Below are 20,363 nucleotides of genomic sequence, written 5' to 3' on the forward strand. Positions count from 1 at the left end.
AATGATGAATGATTTAAAAAGAATTAGTTGTATTTTATACAGATCAGGAACATCTAAAGGTGCATATTTTTTAGATAATGACTTACCTAAAGATAAAGAAGAAAGACATGCATTAATTTTAAAGATTATGGGAAGCCCTGATATTAGGCAAATTGATGGAATAGGTGGAGCAACTTCTGTAACAACCAAAGTTGCAATAATTTCTGTATCAAAAAGAGAAGGAATAGATTTAGATTATAAATTCATTCAACCAAGTATTGAAGAAGCAGTAGCTGATGATAAACCAACTTGTGGAAATATTCTCACAGCTGTTGGAGCATTTGGAATTGAAAGAGGATTAGTAGGTGTTGAAGATAGTCAAACAACAGTCAATGTATATGATGTAAATACAGGTGCTACTATCACTCAAGTAATCCAAACACCAAATAGAACAGTTCAATACCACGGAGATTTTGAAATTCCAGGAGTTCCAGGAAAAGCTTCTCCTATAGAAATGTTTTTTAAAAATATAACTGGTGGTAAAACAGGGCATTATCTTCCTACTGGAAATAAATATGATATTTTTGATGGTGTTAAAGCAACTTGTTTAGATATATCAATGCCAGTTATTTTTGTAAAAGCTGAAGATATGGGTTTAACAGGGTATGAAAGTCCAAATGAACTTGATTCAAAAGTAGAACTTTTTGAAAGAATAGAATCAATTAGAGAAGAGGCTTCAAAAAAAATGGGATTAGGAAGTGCAAAAGGAAATGTCATTCCAAAATTTGCAATTATATCAAAACCAAAAAATGAAGCAGATATAAATATTCGATATTTCACTCCAGCAACTGCTCACCCAGCTCTTGCAGTTAGTGCAGGATTTTGTGTAGCAACTGGTTCTTTTATAAAAGGAACTATTTTATATGAACTAAATCCTAAAGAATTAAAAGTAGGTGAACATCTTATCAAAATAGAAACACCATCAGGAACAATAGATGTTGGAGTAAACTTTCCTACAACAAATATCAAAGATGTAGAAGGGAAAACAACAAGAACAGCACGCTTACTTATGGCAGGGGAAGTCTTTGTTTGATTTAGCTTTTTTAGAACTACCTTTAGAACTTAATGATTTTATCATTTTATTAATTAGCTGTTTTATAGGTGCAGCTATTACAACTTCAGTTGGTGCTGGAGGTGGTTTGGTAGTTATAGGAGGGATGAGTATGGCTCTTCCTCCTTTAACTTTACTTCCTATTCATGCTTTATCTCAATCTGGGGCTGGTTTATTAAGAGCTTTTCTTTTTAGAAAGACTTTTATTAAATATATTTTTGTATATTTTATGATTGGAAGTTTAATAGGGTATATTTTTGCTTCATATTTTTTAGTTACTTTACCTGAGTATATGTTAAAACTATTTTTAGGTATAGGAATTATTACTTTAAACCTTATCCCAAACTTTGAAATAAAAAAAATTTCAAACTTTTATATTATTGTATTTGGAGCTGTAACTGGATTTTTAACTATGTTTATAGGAGCAATGGGTCCTTTAGTTATAATATTCTTGTCAGCTTATTTAAAAGATAGATATCTAATAATTGGAACTTTGGCTTGGTGTATATCTTTTCAAAATCTAGGAAAAACAATTGTTTTTTATAATTTTGGTTTTGATTATATTCCTTGGCTTTTTACTATTTTTTTATTAATTGTTTTCTCTTTTTTAGGAACTTATCTTGGAAAAAATCTTTTGGATAAAAGTAATAATAGATTATTCAAAATTATTTTGAAAACTGTTATACTTATATTAGGAAGTAAACTAATATATGATGGAATTGTTTTAATGTAAGGTTTAGTATGAGATGTATCTTTTTATTTTTTATTTTTTTCAAGAGTTTACTTTTTTCACTTGAATACCCAAATAAACCAATTGAATTTGTAGTTGGTCTTGGAGAAGGTGGTAGTTCTGATAGAATGACTAGAAATATGGCTGTTCTTTTAGAAGAAGAATTGGGAGTAACTATTAATGTTATAAATATAAAAGGTAATTCTTCATTAGATGCTGCTAAATATGTTTTAAATCAAAAACCTAACGGTTACACAGTTTTTTCTTCTGCTTTCTCTCCTCATTTCTTAAATGAAATTATAAGTAAAAATGCAAAATTTTATTTAGATCAATTTGAAATTATAAACCTTCAATGGTTTGATTTTGAATCAATTATTGTAGATAAATCTTCTTCTTTTAATTCAATTATGCAAGTTATTGAACATATTAAGAATTCACCAGAAAAACTCAATATAGGAGTTATAAATAAATCAAGTGGTCATTTAATCATTAAACTTTTACTTGAAAAGTTTAATATAAATTTTGAAAAGATAAACCTTAAATTGTATAAAGGAGGAGAGAAAGCTAGAAAAGCTCTATTTGATTCAAAGGTAGATCTTCTTATTATTGCTGCACAAGGTAATGAAAAATATAGAGAAAGGATTAAACCTCTAACTATAATGTCACCACACAGATCAAAAAGATGGGATGCTCCAACTTTAAATGAAGCAATAAAAAGAAGTGGTATAGTTATGCCTCTAATTAGTGGTTCTATAAGAGGAATGGCTGTACCAAAAGAGTTTAAACAAAAATATCCTAATAGGTTTAAAATTCTAAAAAAAGCAATTCAAAAGACTCTTGCAAAAAAATCTGTACATAGATATTTAAAAAGAAAAAATATTGGCTATACTTGGATAGGCTCACAAACTTCAACAGAAATTTTAAAAAACTCTTTAGAAGATTTTGAAAAATACAACTATCTAATAAAAGATTAGTTTTAATGTTTAGGTATATCAAAAATTAAAGATATTTTTAATCCATTTTCATTTATTGCTTCAACTTTTGCATTATGAAGTGTAGCTATTTGTTTTACAATACTAAGACCTAAGCCTGAACCACTTTTTTTAGAGTCAACTCTATAGTATCTATCAAAAATAGTTTTTAAAAGCTTTTTATCCACTCCTTTACCTTCATCTTTTACATTTAACCAAATAGTATTATTATGTCTTTCTAAAGATATTGTTATTGTTCCCGTAGGATTACCGTTTTCATCCACAGCATAATGTATTGCATTGTTTATTATGTTATCTAGCATACTCTCAAGAAGAATTTGGTCACATTGAATAAAAATCTCTTCATCAATATTTTCATAGGCAAACTCAAAACCTTTTTTATATACTCTTGGAGCTGTTTTTAAACTATACTCTTTGCAAATATTATTTAGATTTTGTTTTTTAAATCTTTTTAGATTTATAGTATTTGGATTTGTTTTTGCATATAAAAGAAGTTGTTCAGTTATATGTGACATATTATTTAAAAGTGAGTTCAAAGCAATATAATTTTTATCATTTTTATCATATAAAAACTCTAATTTAACTTTCATCTCTGCAAGAGGAGTTCTTAATTGATGAGATACATCAGAATTAAATTGCTCAATATAATCAATAGTTTCTCTACTTCTTTCTAATAAAATATTGATGCTTTTTACAATATCTTCAATCTCCTTAGGTGCATTGAAAATAAGAGGGTCTAAATCCCTTTCATCTCTTTTTTTTATTATTCTTTTTAGTCTATTTAAAGGTTTTAATCCTTCAGATACTGCAATAAGAGTTATTATTACAGTGGAAACAATTACAATCACCATTATAATTAGAAGTAAACTTAACACATAATTTATATTTTCATCTCTTTCTTCTTTTGTTTCTCCTAAAGTAATATAAGCACTATAAGTTTTACCTGCACTGTAAAGAGAAGTTTTATAAGACACTACTCTTAAGTTTGAATCATTGTATTCTGTATTATAAAATACAACATCATCATCCACTAATCTTCTTTTATTTAATAAAGACTCATATCCCACAAGGAGTCTATTATCTTCATCAACCACAGAATAATAAATTAACCCTTGATCATTTGAAGAGAGTAACTCAATTGAAAAACTAGGAATATCAACAAAAAGTTTTGAGTTTTTTATTCCTATACTATATTCGATACTTTTAGCACTAGCTTTTAATCTATTATCAAAAAAATTTGTAACATTTTTTTCTAAAACAAAATATATATAAACAAAAAGAATCATGGTAAAAATAATAAGAGGGAAAGTTAGCCAAGCTATTAGACTTGATTTAATAGATTTAGTATTTCTTTCCATATTAACTCATCATGTAACCTAAACCTCTAACTGTTTTTAAGTTTATGGAATGCCCCAGTTTTTTTCTGAGTCTTGAGACATAAGTTTCAACGGCAGTTGGGTTAAATTCATCATCTATAGAAGTTATATGTTCTACTATGTTCTCTTTACTTACTATTGCATTTAGGTTTCGCAGAAAAAATTTAAATATAGTTAATTCTCTTTTACTTAATTCAATCTTTTTTTCATCTCTTGTTAAAGCTAAAGTTTTAGAGTTAAATTCTAAGTCATTATATTTTATAATATTTGAAGTTTGATTATTACTTCGTCTAAGAAGAGCTTGTACCCTTGCTACTACTTCATCTAATTCAAAAGGTTTACATATATAATCATCAGCACCAGTTTCTAAACCTAAAATCCTTTGATCTAATCTATCTCTTGCAGATATAACTAAAATAGGAAGATTTTTCTGAGAACTACGTAGTTTTTTTATAATATCAATCCCATCAATTTCTGGAAGACCTAAATCTAAAATAAGTAAGTCATAAGTAGATGTTTCTAAAGCATAAAGACCTTCATCCCCTTCATAAAAAACATCTGCAATATATCCTATTTCTTTTAGCTTTTTATAAATACCATCTGCTAAGGTCTCATTATCTTCAAGGATTAATAATTTCATAAATAAATTTTACCATAAATTAATGAGACATAAAAATAGGAAGCGTTGATTTTTCTAATAAATATCTTGTTGCTCCACCAAACATAAGCTCTTTTAAGCCTCTATGTCCATAAGAACCAGCAACAATTAAATCAAAATTCCCATCAAGTGCTGCATTTAAAAGGGCTTGTCCTGGGATTTTTGTTGTTTTAACAATCTCATAACTTGTATCAATTCCATGGTATGAAAGATATTCTCTTAATTTATCCATTTTTTCTAACTCATCTGTATACTCTTCTGAAGAGACTATATGCACTCTTTGAGCTTGTTTCAAAATTTCTATTGATGAAGTAACTGCACGTGATGCTTCAGGAGAATTGTTCCATCCAATAATGATTGAGTCCACTTTAAAATTTCTCATTACTCTAGGGAACATAAGTACTGATTTACCACTTTTCAATACTGTAGTTTCAAAAGTTGCTGTTGTAACACCAGAAGGAGGGGCTGCTGCTATAACCAAATCACAAAATTTTGACTCTTGTTCAACTAGGGAGCTTCGCAGACCTTCTTTTATATTTAAAAAAGTATTTGCTTCATTTTCAAGAGTTTTTTGTGAAACTTTTATACCAACTTCACCTGCTATTTTCTCAAATAGTTCTTGCATTTGATGATTTTCATCATCTAGTTTTGTATCAACTACTTCATCAATCTTTTTCATAATATCTTTAGGTATTGATAATGCTTTGTATAGACTCATATTTGTTTTTATTCCACATTTTAAGACTTCAAGACTGACATTAAAATGCTTCGCAATCAAGAAAGCTCCATAAAGTCTCTCTTCTAATTCGTCTCCACCACCAATAGGGAAAAATAGTTTTTTATATTTCATAAGTAATCCTTTTTAAAGATATTATGAAATTATAAAAGATAAGTCTGTCATGAAACTTGCAGAAGCTAAAAATGATAAATATTTAAATATTTCAAAAAATATATTTAATTAGTTTTTTATAAAAAAGTTGAAACCAATCCTATTAGTCCACCAAATACTGCACCCCAAATTACAAGCCATCCCAAGTGCTCTTTTATCATATTTTGAACTAACTCTTTTACCATTTTAGGAGTTAACTCATCTAGTCTTGCATTAACAATTTTGCTTAACTTTTCATATACATCTTCACTTAAATCTTCTGAAGTTAAAGCTTCATTTAATACAGCTTGAAAAGATTCAGTTTGAGAAATTTTTATAATAGAAGCTTTAAGTTTTTCTACAAAAGGCTCTTTTAGTGGTTCTAATGCTGCTTCTCCACCAAACATTCCAAGCATCCCACCAAATGGTGACTCAACAACTGATTCTTTTAAAGAATCATAAGCAGGTGTAAAATCTGTTTTATTTAGTAGCTTTTCAAAGTCTATTGTACTTTTTGCACTTGAAACCTCATCTTTAAAAAAGTTTGTTAAGTTATCTTTTGTAAAAAATTCATTCATAAGTAAATTATGAATTGCACTTTTAAAAGCTTCAAATTTTTTTTCTATAACACCACTTCCATATAAAAATGGTACCCTCTCAAAAAGCATATGAATAGCTAATGTATTTGTAATAGCTCCACTTAAAGCAAATAGCCCAACCATAAAAATAGTATGATTATCATTTGAATATCCAAATGCCATAATAAGTAAAGTCACTAAATTTGTAATATCTGTTCTACTCATAAACTCTCCTTTATTTATTTTGGATTTTATCATAATTTATGTAATTTATTTATTACCCTATTACTCTTAAAAAAAGTAACCACATAAATAAACTTATGTAACTCATTTGTAATGCATTTATTTTAAAATTCCTAAACTAAGGAGTAAAAATGATAGATGTTCAAAAAGAGATAGCAAAGAAATTTCCAAGTATAAATAAAAACCCAAATTTCTTGAAAAAATCTTTAATTAACATTGCTAAAAAAGTTGTACATGAAAACTCAATAAATGAATTTTTAGAAAAACACTCACACCTAAAAGGTTTTGAGTTTGTTGATGCTGTATTAGACTATTTTAACTTTGACTATACAGTTTCAAGTAATGATTTACAAAACATTCCAAGTACTGGAAAAGTAGTAATTATTGCAAACCATCCATTAGGTGGGCTTGATGCTTTATCTTTATTAAAACTTGTTGGAACAATTAGAACTGATGTAAAGATTGTAGCAAATGATTTTTTAGTTGGAATTGATGCTTTAAAATCACTTTTCATTCCAATAGATAACTATAAAATGAGGCAATCTAAAAAAGATATTCAAGCAGTTTATAGTGCTTTAAACAATGATGAAGCTGTAATTATTTTCCCAGCAGGTGAAGTTAGTCGTGCTAGTGCTAAAGGAGTAAAAGACCCCTCTTGGAATAAAGGTTTTTTAAACTTTGCAATAAATACAAATGCTCCAATTTTACCTATATTTATTGGTGGCAAAAACTCAAAAACTTTTTATACTATGTCAGTTTTAAATAAAACATTCTCAACACTTCTACTTTCACATGAAATGTTTAAAAAGAAATCAACAAATATAAATATAAAGATAGGACAGATTATTCCAAATGAGAATATCAAACCAAAAGGTTTAGATAAGAAGTATCTTGTAAATCTTTATAAAAAGCATCTTTATGCCCTAAAAAAAGGCAAAAAGTCTTTCTTTGAAACACAAAAAGCTATCGCTCACCCTCAAAAAAAAGAGGACATTATAAAAGAGTTAAAAAAATCAAAGCTCATTGGTGAAACAAAAGATGGAAAAAAAATCTATCTTTATGATTATGAAGATGATTCTGTAGTTTTAAAAGAGTTAGGAAGATTAAGGGAATTATCTTTTAGAAAAGTTGGGGAAGGTATAAATAAAAAAAGAGATACAGATAAATATGATATTTACTACCAGCACATCATTCTTTGGGATGAAAATGATTTAGAAATAGTTGGTTCTTATAGAATCGGAAATGGTAAATTTATTAATGAAAACCTAGGAGTAAAAGGTTTTTATTCTAATACTTTATTTAAATATAATAATAGATTTATTCCATATTTAAATGACTCAATTGAGCTTGGAAGAAGTTTCGTACAGCCTAAATATTGGGGAACAAGAGCTTTAGATTATCTTTGGTATGGAATAGGTGCATATTTAAAGAACCATCCAGAAATAAAGTATATGTTTGGTCCAGTATCTATTTCAGCAAACTTCCCAAGTGCAGCAAAAGATTTACTTGTGTTTCATTATTCATACTACTATTCAAGCAAAGAAGAAATGGTTGAAGCAAAAATACCATATCAGTACTCTTCACATAGTTTAGATTTAAGATCAATTTTTGAATACAAAACAAGAAAAGAGGACTTTAAAATTTTAAAATCTAGTTTAAATGGTATTGGAGTCGCAATTCCTACACTTTTTAAACAATACTCAGATATTTGTGAAGAAGGTGGAGTTAAGTTCTTAGGCTTTAATGTTGACCCTGATTTTTCAGATTGTGTTGATGGTTTTATTTTAGTTGATGTAAAAAAAATCAAAGATAGTGCAAGACAAAGATATATAGGTTAATTTCTATATATCTTTTATTTATTAATCTTCTTTTTGCTCTTTGATAAAGTCAATTCTACACTCTTTTGTTTCTTCAACAAGTGCACGGGCAACCACATCATCTTCTACAATTATATGTTCTAAGTGTAAAGACTCTAACTCTTGTTTTTCAGTAAATCTAGTTACTTTAACAATAGTTTTTGTATTGTGTGTTAAGTCATTAATAACTTCACAAATAAGATGTAATTTTTCTGGGTTATCAATAGCTACAATAACAGCACAAGCATCTTTGATATTTACTGACTCTAAGATATGTTTATGGGCTGCATTTCCAAAGATAATAGGTTCATTATCCCTATAACCCATCTCAAAATATTTTAAATTATGCTCAATAATTACATAAGTATGTCCATCTTCTCTTAGGTTATGGGCAATTTCTTGTCCTAAGTGTCCAAAACCTAATACTACAATATGACCTCTTGTATCTTTATCTATATTGTATGTTTCTGGAAGTTTTAATGTATCCTCTGGTAAAAGTTTTGTTGCAATTGATGAAAGGTTTTTTAAGACAATTGGAGTTAAAATCATTGAAATAACGATAGTAACTATAAGTATCTGAGAATATGTTGGGTCAATTAAACTTCTACTTCTAGCTAGTTCCAAAATTGCTAACGAGAACTCTCCAATTTGAACTAAAGATAAAGCAGTTTTAAATGCAATTCTTTTTGTATCATCAATTCTTACAAGTAAATAGATAATTAGGTATTTTAATGAAACTAAAACAGGTAATAAAACTAAGATAATTACAATATTGTCTGCAATTAGTTGGAAATTGATTTGCATACCAACAGTGATAAAGAATACACCTAATAATAAGTTTCTAAAAGGTGTAAGGTCAGCTTCAACCTGATGTTTAAACTTTGTTTCACTAATCATCATCCCGGCAACAAATGCTCCAAGTGAGTATGTAAAGCCAAAATAGTGAGCTAAATAAGAAGCTCCAATTGCTACAAGTAAAACTGAACCTACAAACAGTTCATCAGATTTTGATTTTGAAACATGTTCAAAAAATGGTTCTAATAAATACTTACCAGAAATATAAAGTAAAGCAAGTAAAATTCCAGCTGCAACTGTTGTTTCAAAAATTAAAGAAGCAACACTTTTACTGTCATCACTTGCAAATAGTGAAATCATAAGTAAAATAGGAATTACTGCAATATCTTGCATAATTAAAATTCCAAGAACTCTTTGCCCATGTCTTTTTTTAATTTCATTATTTTCATTATATGTTTTTAGAACAATTGCAGTTGATGATAAAGACATAGCAGCACCTATAATAAGTGATGTTTTAAAGTCAAAATTGAAAACAAGCATACAAATAGTTATTACAAATATCGTTGTAACTATAATTTGTAAAGAACCAGTAAAGAATACCTCTTTTCTCATTCTTTTTAAGTGTTCTAATGAAAACTCCAACCCAATTGTAAACATTAAGAACACAACACCAAACTCTGCAATCTCTTTTAAATCATGATTATTTACAGCTGCATGTAAATCAAATACGTATGCAATAATTGTACCTGTTAAAATATAACCAATAATTGTTGGTAAATGGAACTTTCTTAAAACAAGATTTACTACTATTGCGATGAATAGTGTCCAAACGATAATTCCTAACATATTTTCCTTCTTCTATAAATAGTGCATTTGCTTGTAACCTTCAAGCCTTTTTTTATAAGCTGAATTAAGCATTGCATTTTTGTTATCTAAAAAATCAATAGCTAAACACTCTTGATTTCCTCTTCCTATTCTTCCTAAATATTGAATCAATCTTCCATAATAAGAAATTGGCGTTGCAAATATAATCGTATTTAAATGAGGGAAATCTATACCTTCACCAAAATAAGACGTTGTTGCTAAAATTAGACTTTTAGACTCTACAAGTTTAATCTTTTCACTTTGCTCTTTTTTACTCATACTTCCATGGATTGAAACATAATCCATTTCTTCATTTATTAATAATTTTTCTAAAGCATTAATATGTTCAATTCTATCTGTTAAGATTAAAATTTTTCTATCTTGATGAAGCTTTATTTGCTCAATAATTAAAGCATTTCTCTTTTCATCTACACATAATTCGTTAATTAATGTAGCATAATTATCAGCTTCACTTATAAAGTCTGTTGTTATTATCTCTAATTTATTATTAAAAGTTTTTTTCTTTTTAAATTCATAGGAAATATCACCAAGCTGTTGAAATAAGATTGGGTCTAAACCATCTTTTCTTTTTGGTGTTGCACTAAGACCTAAAATATACTTTCCATAGAACTGTTTAACTATCTGCTCGAAGGTAACAGCTGGTATATGGTGGCACTCATCTACTATCACAAAAGAGTAGTTGTTTATTATTTCAGGAGAGTTTTTTAAGCTTTGCATAGTTGCAACATCAATTTTTCCATTTAGTTTATTTTTACTCTTTCCTAAAAAACCAATATCAGCTTTTTTATAATCAAAATACTCTACAAATCTATCTCTCCATTGATCAAGTAACATATTTTTGTTTACTATAATCAAAGTTGAACAAGCTCTTTGTTCAAACATCTTTGCACCTAATAATGTTTTACCAAAACCAGGAGGAGCAACACAAATAGAAAATCTTTTTTTAAGTATTTTAGCTATAGCTTCTTCTTGTTTAGGTCTTAATGTATATAAAACCTTTTTTGTTTCAAGCTCTTCAAAATATGTTTTATCATCAATTTTGAAATCAACTTTATTTGTATCTAAATACTTTGAGATTTGATAAATAAGTCCCCTTGGAAGCTTTAAATAATTTTCATCTTCTTCAAAATTTTTAATTACTCTTGGAGTGTTATAAAGTGGTTTTCTAAGGTTAAGCAATACTTTTACTTGTGGATTATCAAAAGAAGCAAAGGCTTTTAATTTATTTATAAAACCCCTTGATAAATTTTGTGTTGGAACATATAAATAATCATATAATTTTATTTCTAATTTAAATAAAGGAAACTCTATATCATCAAACATTAAATCAGTTTTATCAATCTTTTCAAAATCATTATATTTTAAAACTGTTTGTTCATCTACTTTAGAGACATTTTGAAGAAATCTCCATTGATCTTTATAAACTTCTTTTGTATTTGGTTCAAAAAATACTGTTTTATTTGAATTTCTAAATTTTAAGTGAAGTGGCAGCTCAATAGGCTCATCAAAATTTGCATTTGATACAAACTCTTTTGTGGGAAAGATTTTTGCACTAATATTCGATTTTTTTAAAATATATTGTGCAAAAGTCTTTGCAAGTTTACTCTCAATCTCTTTTTCAAAAACTACCCATACTAAAACTGAATTATAAGAACTATATTCAAAGAGTCCTTCAATACGGATACTTGCAAAGGTTTTTAAAAGCTTAGAAATATCTTTTTCTAAAATCTCTAAAACTATATATTTACTTTTATTTGTTTGATTTATTAAATAAGAAGCCAGTTGAACTTTTCCTCGCAAGTGAAGTTCAACATCATTATTTGTTAAAGGTAAGTAATCACTTCCTCTAAAGGTTTGAGTTAAGGGATAAAAGGCTTGTTTTGAGCCATCTTTACTAATCCACTTTTTAGCATATATGTCTGTTCTAGCAAAAAATAGAGATTTAAAAAGTTCTACTTTTTCATCTTTTGATAGATTTTTATTTTCTTTTTGATTAACTATAGCTTCAAGAGTTTCAATCTCTTTTTCTATAGTATTTTTTTGTTCATAAAGTTCTTTTAATCTTTCTTCTATTTTTTTATGCTTCATGCTCAATCTGGTGAGATGGTGTGATAATGATATTGTTTAGTTTGTTTTCTATTTCATCATATCTACTTTTTAGTTTAGAACCTTTTCTAACACCTTGACCTTCAAATTTTCCATCTTCTTCAATGCTTAATTCGTTATATTTCATATTTCCTATAACTTTTCCTGTTGAAAGAATTTGTACTTCATTGCAATCAATTTTACCATCTAAAAGCCCACTAACTATTAAGTTATTAGCTTTTATATCACCTATTACTTCTCCTGTTTTACCAATCGAAATAACATCAGCTTCTAATATAACACCTTCAAATTTTCCATCAATATGAACTGTACCCTCAGTTGTAATTCCACCAATTATACAAGTTCCGTGGGCAATTACTGTAGCACCATTTTGTGTTGTTCGCTTATTAGCCTTACCAAAGATTCCCACTTAACTCTCCTTTGTTTAGTAAAGATTTTATCATAATTTTTAAAATTCCATGTTATAAAGTCTTTTGGATTTAATATTTTTCCACCATATCTTACTTCATAGTGTAAATGTGCAGCACTACTTCGTCCACTATTTCCACTTAATCCAACAACTTGACCTTTTCTAATAACATCACCAAGCTTCACTTCTGTCTTACTTAAATGTGCATAAATAGTCATAAATCCAAAGCTATGTTGTAGTTTTACTACCCTACCAAAGTCACCATTGTCCCTTGATCTTACATATACAACAACACCATTTGCAGTTGCTTTTACTGGTGTTCTCATCCTTGCTCTTAAATCTATACCTCTATGAAACTTCTTTCTTTTCGTAATTGGATGGATTCTATAACCATAAGGAGATGTAACTCTTGTACTTTTTAAGGGACTGCCATTAGGAATCGTTAAAAGTGTAAAATATTTTGTATTATCACTAATTGAGTCTAAAGTCTCTTTTGTAAGTTTTTCTATTTTTTCATCTTTAAGACCAATCATTGATTCTATTTCATCAAGTTTTGAACTTAAAGCATCAATATCTTCTACTTTACTTTTAATTTGTAATGAATAAAATTTATTTTGAGCTTGAAGCTTTTGTTCTTTTTCATTTAAAGCTGTAATCTCTTTTTCTTTTTTATTTATCTCTATTTCTTTTTGTGCAAGTTCTCTTTGTTTTTGTTCTTTTAAAAACTCCATTTTATCACTTAAACTATTGATAAACCAAGTTCCTCCACCAATAATAAGTAAAACAAATAGAAAAATAAAGACAATAAGTTTTTTTGCAATTTGGTGTACATTAAAGGCTTTTGTTCCATGTACATCAGAAACAGTAATAATTAATCTATTCTTCATCTAATCTCATATTTTCTAAAAATTTTTCCACAACTAAAAATGAACCAAAAACTAAATACTCTTCGTCTGGTTCTATATTTTCTAAAGAAGTTACCATTATATTTAAATTATGGCAAATTTCTAATAAATTATTTTTATCTACGATTCTTTTGTCCTTTAGGTCAAGTATTGTTATCTTTGTAATAATGGGTTTTAAAGTCTTAAGAACCTCTTTATAATCTTTGTCTGCATAAGAATTATATATTAAATGTACTTTTTTATTATTGAATTCTTCAACTAAAAATCTTGCTGCTAAAGGATTATGTCCTACATCTATTGTTATATTTTCTGCAATTTTTTCACATCTGCCTGTTAATTTAACTTCATTAAAAATATCAAGATTAATATCAATATTTAACTCTTTTAAAGCTTCAATAACTAAATGTAGGTTTAGTTTTAAGAAAGAAGCAAACTTTTTATCTAAGCTATATTTATCAAACTCTTTAAAAGTTTGTATAACTATATCTTTATTAAACTCATCTTTTAGTTCGTCTTTCACTTTCAAAGCTGTTTCATAAACTTTGTCAGAAGTTTGGTAACCAATTATCATTTTAGTATCCACTGAACGCATTTTTGTACGTGCTATTTCTTCAATTGTATTACCTAAAAAACTTTGATGATCAAGATCTATTGTAGTAATAAGGGATAAGTCATTTTTAACAACATTCGTTGCATCAAACTCTCCACCAAGTCCTGCTTCTAAAACTAGATAATCAAAACTTGAACTTAAAACAAAAGCTAAAAGGGTTGTATATTCAAAATAAGTTAATTTTTCTAAAAGATTTAAAGGCAAGATTTCTTGAAGTTTTGAACTTGCCAGTTGAAGTTCTATATCACTACTATCTCTTCCATTTATCCAGATTCTTTCATTGAACTTTCTAATATGAGGAGAAGAGTAATGAACTGTTCTAAAACCTTTTTTATACAAATAGTGTGATAAAAATCTTCCAGTACTTCCTTTTCCATTTGTTCCAACAATATGAATAATAAAAGGAAGAGTAAGATGTTTTGAGAGTATTTCCCATGAGTTTTGTACTATTGAGAAGTCTATCTTCTCATAGTACATTGTTTTGTGCTTTAATACTTCTTCTAAAGAAGCTTTCTTAAAATCAATAAGCATTTACTTCTTTTTTTCAAAAGACTGTACTGCTAATTTAGAAATAACTTCTTCTAAAGCTTTATTCGCTGCATTTCTAATAGCTTCAAATCTTTTTGAATCTGTAATGGTTGCACCACTATTAATAGAGAACTCATAATCTCCACTAACTGAAAAAGATTTTTTTATTCCATCTTTTTCATATCCAATATGAATACTTACAACTGCTCTATAAAGATTGTTATAACCATCTTCATCATCTTGTAATTCTTGCATTCCTACTGAGTTTAGTTTAACATCTAAAATTGTATCTGCTAAGCTTTTATCAAATACAAGCTTTGAATCTAGTCTATGTACTATTAGTTCATGCATTGCATCTTTGATAATTACTGCATTTCTTGGGTCTTCTAAGTTAATAATTAAATTAACATAAATAGAACCTTTTAATTCCCTTTTTGCATAATGACTTGAAGGTTTATAACCACAAGCAGTGAATACAAAAACTATTAATAATACTAATAGACTATTTTTCATGTTATCCCTTAATAACTAAGTTAACTAATTTATTTGGTACAACAATCTCTTTGATTAACTCTTTACCATCAATCCATTTAGCTGCAACTTCTTTAGCAGTAGATAAAATCTCATCTTTTGATGCATTAGGAGCTACTTCTACTTCAGCTCTTTTTTTACCATTAATTGTAACTGCTAAAACAATAGAATCTAAAGTAAACACTTCTTCTTTGATTTCAATCTTTGAAGAGAAGTTTTCTTTATCAAATAGTTTATGGGCTAAATCCCAACAAGCATGAGGAATGATTGGCTCTAAAATATTTGTTAATATATAATAACCTTCAGCCCACACAAGTTCATTGTTTTGTGCTTGAAGTGCATTCATAGCTTCCATAGATGCAGCAATTAAAGTATTAAATGTATATGTTTTATTAAATACATCATCAGCTTTTTGTACAGCTTCATATAGTTTTTTTCTTGCTTCTTTTTCTTCTTTTGTTAAAGAAGAGTGGTCTATATTTTTAAAATTTGCAATTGCATTTTCAGTAACATTTACTGATCTTTCATAGAATTTTTTAATAAATTTAAATGAACCTTCAACTGCTGAATCATTCCACTCTAACTCTTTTGTCGGAGGTGCAGCAAATAATATAAACATTCTAGCTGTATCTGCTCCATATTTTTCTACAATAGAATCAGGGTCAACTACATTTCCTTTTGATTTAGACATTTTAGCACCATCTTTAAGTACCATACCTTGAGTAAGTAGGTTTTTAAATGGTTCCCTTGAATTTGTATATCCTAAATCATTTAATACTTTTGTAAAGAATCTTGCATAAAGTAAGTGTAAAATAGCATGCTCAATACCACCAATATATTGGTCAACATCCATCCAGTAATCACTATCTTTTTTAGAGATTCCTTCTTTTTCCCATTTTGTATTGTTTGTTGCATATCTTAAAAAATACCAAGAAGATTGAACAAAAGTATCTAAAGTATCTGTTTCTCTAATTGCAGGGTTACCACAACAAGGACAAGATGTATGCTTCCAAGTAGGATGTGTATCAAGTGGGTTACCCTCACCTGTAATCTCAACATCTTCTGGAAGTGCCACAGGAAGGTTTTCTAATTTTTCAGGAACTAATCCACAATCATCACAATGAATAAATGGAACAGGCGCTCCCCAATATCTTTGTCTTGAAACTCCCCAATCTCTTAATTTAAAATTGATTTGTTTTTTACCAAGAGAGTTTTGCTCAAAATGATAAATAATCGCTTTTTTTGCTTTATTGTTTTTAAGTCCTGTAAAGCTTTCAGAATTGATTAATTCACCTTCATCAGTGTATGCTTCACTTTGATTAGATAAAATTCCATCTTTTCCAACAATTACTTGTTTGATTGGTAAATCATATTGTCTTGCAAATTCAAAGTCTCTTTGGTCATGTGCTGGAACTGCCATAACTGCCCCACCACCATAAGAAGCAAGTACAAAGTTAGCAACCCATACAGGAATAGACTCACCAGTAAGAGGATGAATAACATCAATCTCTAATGAAACACCTTCTTTAGGCATAGTTGCTCTATCTCTTTCACTAACTTTTTGCATAGCTTTAATAGCGTTGATTTTTCCTTGAGGAAGTAATTCATTTTCAACGATATATTTTACAATTGGATGCTCTGGTGCTAAAGCAGAATAAGAAATCCCATAAATTGTATCTGGTCTTGTTGTAAATACTTGATAAGAAGAGAAGTGATTGTCTAATTTATATTTTGCTTGTTTTGATAAGAAAAGACTAAACTCTAACCCTTCACTTCTTCCTATCCAATTTTCTTGCATAGTTAAAACTTGTGATGGCCATTGACCTTCAAGTGTTTTTAAATCATCAAGTAACTCTTGAGCGTATTTAGTAATCCCAACATAATATCCTGGCATCTCTTTTTGTTGAACAGGAGTATCACATCTCCAACAACAACCCTCTTCTACTTGTTCATTTGCTAATACAGTATGACATGGTTCACACCAGTTTACAGTTGTTGATTTTCTATAAAGAAGTCCTTCTTCATACATCTTGATAATAAACTCTTGTTCCCATTTTGTATAAAGTTCGTCAGAAGTTGCGAATTCTCTTTGTTCAGAGAAAGAAAGACCTAAAGCTTTTAATTCATCTCTCATATAGTCAATATTTTCATAAGTCCATTTTTTAGGATGAAGCTTATGTTTGATAGCTGCATTTTCTGCTGGCATACCAAAACTATCCCATCCAATTGGATGTAAAACATTAAAATTTGCTTTTCTAAAAAATCTTGCGATTGCATCACCTAAACAATAATTTCTAACGTGTCCCATATGAATTCTACCACTTGGGTATGGAAACATACTTAAAATATATTTTTTATCTTTTTTATAGTCATCACTTGGTTCAAAAGACTTATTTTCAACCCAGTAATTTTGCCACTTTGTTTCAATACTCTTTGGACTATATTCCATTAATAATCTTCCTTATCTTGACTTTTTGCACTCTCAATTAAAGCTAAGGCTATTGAGAAAATATTTGCAACAATAGCTCCAATTGCTAAGGCTATTGCCATTGATTCATCACCCATAAAAGTTAATACCATGAATGCTGGAATAAGGTGTAAATCAGCAACTAAAGAACTTGCTAATAACTCCGCTGCTAAAAGGTTTTTAACACCTATTTTTAAAATTGTTGAGATAACATTAACACCTGCTGCTAAAAAGAGGGCTACGGCATTTGGCTCATAAATAAAGCCTGCTGTTGTTGTTAATGACATTAGTGAAAAGAATATATAGGTTACTTTACCCCAATCCATGAATTATCCTTTTATAGATTTTTACTTTTTAAAATTTAAGCAAATATAATATCGAAAAAAGGATAAAAAATGGCTTTCTAGCTATTTTTTAACTTGCTATATTTAAAACCTTGAAACATTTTAAAAATCAAATATAAAATGGTAAGTTTTAAAATAATTTGCACAATTGTATAAAAGCCAAAACCGTTGAATTCAAATTCAAAGGGATTTATGATGTTATGAAATAAAAAATTAAAAGTCATATCTTTTGTGATATAAAAATATAAACCTAAAAGTCCATACATAATAAGAAAATAAAACTGATTTCTATGCATATTTACAATACTATAAACAAAGTGCCAAATAAAAAATGTCACTAATATTGCTATTAAAAACTCTTTGAATATTCCCTCTGGGATATGAACCACATAACTTCTTGCTTGGGTTAAAAAAAAGTATTCAATAATTGAAGAAATGATTTCAAAAACAAAAATCCATGTTAAGGCTAAAAACCAATCTTTTCCATCATTTGATGTGATTTTGTCAAAGTAATATAACAAACCCTTTTGAGGTGCACTTACTGTGTTGTCCATATTTTTCTCCATAAGGTTTAAATAATAATTTTATATTAAAAAGAATTAAACATATATTATTAGTAAACCTTTTTTTGTAGGAGTTTATTTTCGTCTTGTGTTTTGGCGGATTGAAATGATTAGTTGGTAGATTAAGTAGGCGATTGTTACTTTATAAACTAGTGTTAATAATGTGAGTTCTGAAAACTCTGTCATAATAGAAAAGGGGTTTATATTATTTACTATATTGTAGAGTGTAAAATCTTTTGTTGTAAACCCATAGATTAAATAAAACAATCCTATCAAATAGAAATTGTTTATTTTTTCTTTTTGAACTATGAAAATAGACAAAATAATTATAAGAAAGTAAACTAAAGTATCAATTATCATATATTCTAATTTTGTGTCTAAATATTCATTTACACAATTTACAAATGCCAACCCAAAACTTAGAGATAGAATCCAAAATAGTGCTAATAACCAATCTTGTGAATGGTTTGAAGTTAGTCCATGAATTTTAAATATAAGCCATTCTGAAATTTTTACTTTATCTGCTTTTTTTAACTCTTCTTCCATTTTTTGCATTTCGATGGCATAAAATTTATTTGCTTCAATGATATTATTTTGTTGTTCAAAAGAGTTTTTTATAGTTCTTGCAGTTTCCCGGTTAGCTACATTATTAGATTTTAATTTAATAGAATCTAAATTTGCTATATTATTAAAATTCAGGTTAAAAGCAAAACTATTATTTATAAAATTTATAGAGTTTATTTTCAATGCAATTAATGATATATTAGAATTAAAAAAATTATTTATTAATTCCAAAGAATTAATTTTATTCCCAATAAAAGTAACTCTTTCATCAAAAGTACAAAATCTTAGATTAAAATTATTTATTACTTTTCTATCATTTATATCAAAATAAAATTTTTTATAAAAAATACAATCTAAAAACCCAACACTTTTGATTTTACAATCATAAAAAGAAATCTTTTTTTCAAATTCTACTTCTTTAAAAAATAGACCATTTTCAAATTCTGTTTTTTTAAAAATTATTTCAAAATTAATTTTTTCTTTTTCAAAACTTTGTTCACTTTTAAACTTACAATATTTATCAAAAATTAAAGAACCAGAAGATTCAATAAAGTTAAATTCAAATTTATCTAAAAATGTACAATGATTAAAAAAAATGAACTTATTTGCAGTATCTATTAACTTATCTTTAGAATTAGTTTCTTTACACAGAATATTTAATTTAATATCATCTTCAAATTTTGGGAAAACAATATGATTAAATTCAATTTTAGTATCATTTACTATGAAATGTTTCAGATTCTTTTGTAAAATAATCCAAAAGTTTTTTATTAATTCATCATTCCATCTATTTTTTTCACAATGAAAAATACATTTACTTTGTTCTTTATCAAAATAACCATCTTCAAATTTTTCATAACAAATACTACAAATATTTTCTGACATTTTATTCCTAAATAAATTATTAGATTTATTATATTGTAATTGCCCTTTGGAGTCTTTTATTACTTTTTTTATAAAAAGTAAAACAAAAAAGCATGAGCAGAGATGAAAATTACGCTATAAAAATTTCAAAAATATTAAAATCAAAAAACTCGACTTCGTCTCAAACAGTTTTGATTTATTAAAATATTTTTTTATTTTTACTTAACGCTATTTTCAAATGCTCATATTTTGATGATTTCAACTTTTTTCTTTTTCTCAAAACTTTGAGGAATAGCTTATAAATTGGAATTTTTGAAATTAGTCAATGAAGAATGAAAAAATTATGAAGGAGTTTACTGAAGTAAATGACTGAGTGATTTTTTTGTTATGAAGTAGAATAA

At 27.7% G+C, this 20,363-nt stretch carries 18 protein-coding genes; 4 read left to right on the forward strand and 14 right to left on the reverse strand.

The genetic code is table 11. The features are described 5' to 3' along the window. The first annotated feature begins 1 nt into the window (after position 1). The 3 genes from CRV01_RS07930 to CRV01_RS07940 are packed head-to-tail and all read left to right on the forward strand — an operon-like array spanning position 2 to position 2,794. Positions 2 to 1,072 (forward strand): 2-methylaconitate cis-trans isomerase PrpF family protein, encoded by a 1,071-nt coding sequence (locus CRV01_RS07930; protein ID WP_129007672.1) that lies wholly within the window; start codon positions 2 to 4, stop codon positions 1,070 to 1,072. Then, positions 1,065 to 1,823, forward strand: coding sequence for a sulfite exporter TauE/SafE family protein (locus CRV01_RS07935; RefSeq protein ID WP_129007673.1), 759 nt, complete (start codon positions 1,065 to 1,067; stop codon positions 1,821 to 1,823). Before CRV01_RS07930 ends, CRV01_RS07935 begins: the two co-directional genes overlap by 8 nt. A gap of 8 nt (positions 1,824 to 1,831) precedes the next feature. Further along, a complete protein-coding gene (locus CRV01_RS07940) occupies positions 1,832 to 2,794 on the forward strand; it encodes a tripartite tricarboxylate transporter substrate-binding protein (protein ID WP_129007674.1) in 963 nt (320 codons plus the stop codon). Positions 2,795 to 2,796: 2 nt separating this feature from the next. Here the strand turns inward: CRV01_RS07940 and CRV01_RS07945 are convergent, their stop codons facing one another. The 4 genes from CRV01_RS07945 to CRV01_RS07960 all read right to left on the reverse strand — a co-directional run bounded on the left by CRV01_RS07945 (position 2,797) and on the right by CRV01_RS07960 (position 6,517). Then, entirely contained in the window at positions 2,797 to 4,170 is a 1,374-nt protein-coding gene (locus tag CRV01_RS07945) for a sensor histidine kinase (RefSeq protein WP_129007675.1), read from the reverse strand. Between the two features lies 1 nt (position 4,171). Continuing rightward, positions 4,172 to 4,828, reverse strand: coding sequence for a response regulator transcription factor (locus CRV01_RS07950; RefSeq protein WP_129007676.1), 657 nt, complete (start codon positions 4,826 to 4,828; stop codon positions 4,172 to 4,174). Between the two features lie 19 nt (positions 4,829 to 4,847). Next, on the reverse strand, positions 4,848 to 5,696 hold the full coding sequence (locus CRV01_RS07955; RefSeq protein WP_129007677.1) for a universal stress protein: 849 nt from the start codon (positions 5,694 to 5,696) through the stop codon (positions 4,848 to 4,850). 116 nt (positions 5,697 to 5,812) lie between these two features. After that, positions 5,813 to 6,517: a DUF445 domain-containing protein gene (locus tag CRV01_RS07960; protein WP_129007678.1), complete on the reverse strand. Its 705-nt coding sequence runs from the start codon at positions 6,515 to 6,517 to the stop codon at positions 5,813 to 5,815. Between the two features lie 149 nt (positions 6,518 to 6,666). On the opposite strand from CRV01_RS07960, the gene CRV01_RS07965 reads away from it, so the two are divergent. Next, positions 6,667 to 8,373 (forward strand): lysophospholipid acyltransferase family protein, encoded by a 1,707-nt coding sequence (locus CRV01_RS07965; protein WP_129007679.1) that lies wholly within the window; start codon positions 6,667 to 6,669, stop codon positions 8,371 to 8,373. 21 nt (positions 8,374 to 8,394) lie between these two features. Here the strand turns inward: CRV01_RS07965 and CRV01_RS07970 are convergent, their stop codons facing one another. From CRV01_RS07970 to CRV01_RS08015, 10 genes are all read right to left on the reverse strand, one after another. Then, on the reverse strand, positions 8,395 to 10,032 hold the full coding sequence (locus CRV01_RS07970) for a cation:proton antiporter (protein WP_129007680.1): 1,638 nt from the start codon (positions 10,030 to 10,032) through the stop codon (positions 8,395 to 8,397). 12 nt (positions 10,033 to 10,044) lie between these two features. Continuing rightward, positions 10,045 to 12,159, reverse strand: coding sequence for a DEAD/DEAH box helicase (locus CRV01_RS07975; RefSeq protein WP_129007681.1), 2,115 nt, complete (start codon positions 12,157 to 12,159; stop codon positions 10,045 to 10,047). Further along, entirely contained in the window at positions 12,149 to 12,586 is a 438-nt protein-coding gene (locus tag CRV01_RS07980; protein ID WP_129007682.1) for a polymer-forming cytoskeletal protein, read from the reverse strand. Before CRV01_RS07980 ends, CRV01_RS07975 begins: the two co-directional genes overlap by 11 nt. After that, positions 12,532 to 13,473 carry a M23 family metallopeptidase gene (locus tag CRV01_RS07985; RefSeq protein WP_129007683.1) on the reverse strand — a complete coding sequence of 314 codons (942 nt, stop codon included), beginning with the start codon at positions 13,471 to 13,473 and terminating at the stop codon, positions 12,532 to 12,534. The genes CRV01_RS07980 and CRV01_RS07985 overlap by 55 nt, the downstream gene beginning before the upstream one ends. After that, positions 13,463 to 14,632, reverse strand: a complete 1,170-nt coding sequence (locus CRV01_RS07990; protein WP_129007684.1) for a folylpolyglutamate synthase/dihydrofolate synthase family protein — start codon at positions 14,630 to 14,632, stop codon at positions 13,463 to 13,465. The genes CRV01_RS07985 and CRV01_RS07990 overlap by 11 nt, the downstream gene beginning before the upstream one ends. Continuing rightward, positions 14,633 to 15,142, reverse strand: coding sequence for an LPS assembly lipoprotein LptE (gene lptE / locus CRV01_RS07995; RefSeq protein ID WP_129007685.1), 510 nt, complete (start codon positions 15,140 to 15,142; stop codon positions 14,633 to 14,635). A gap of 1 nt (position 15,143) precedes the next feature. Beyond that, positions 15,144 to 17,609 carry a leucine--tRNA ligase gene (leuS, locus tag CRV01_RS08000; RefSeq protein WP_129007686.1) on the reverse strand — a complete coding sequence of 822 codons (2,466 nt, stop codon included), beginning with the start codon at positions 17,607 to 17,609 and terminating at the stop codon, positions 15,144 to 15,146. Next, the gene (locus CRV01_RS08005; RefSeq protein ID WP_129007687.1) at positions 17,609 to 17,953 is read right to left on the reverse strand and encodes a DUF6394 family protein; all 345 of its coding nucleotides are present in this window, start codon (positions 17,951 to 17,953) and stop codon (positions 17,609 to 17,611) included. The genes leuS and CRV01_RS08005 overlap by 1 nt, the downstream gene beginning before the upstream one ends. Before the next feature lie 77 nt (positions 17,954 to 18,030). Continuing rightward, positions 18,031 to 18,525, reverse strand: a complete 495-nt coding sequence (locus tag CRV01_RS08010) for a hypothetical protein (protein ID WP_129007688.1) — start codon at positions 18,523 to 18,525, stop codon at positions 18,031 to 18,033. 84 nt (positions 18,526 to 18,609) lie between these two features. After that, complete coding sequence (locus CRV01_RS08015) at positions 18,610 to 19,983, reverse strand: hypothetical protein (RefSeq protein WP_129007689.1); 1,374 nt, start codon at positions 19,981 to 19,983, stop codon at positions 18,610 to 18,612. Between the last annotated feature and the right edge of the window lie 380 nt (positions 19,984 to 20,363).

This window comes from Arcobacter sp. CECT 8983, from assembly GCF_004118855.1.
GTDB lineage: Bacteria > Campylobacterota > Campylobacteria > Campylobacterales > Arcobacteraceae > Halarcobacter.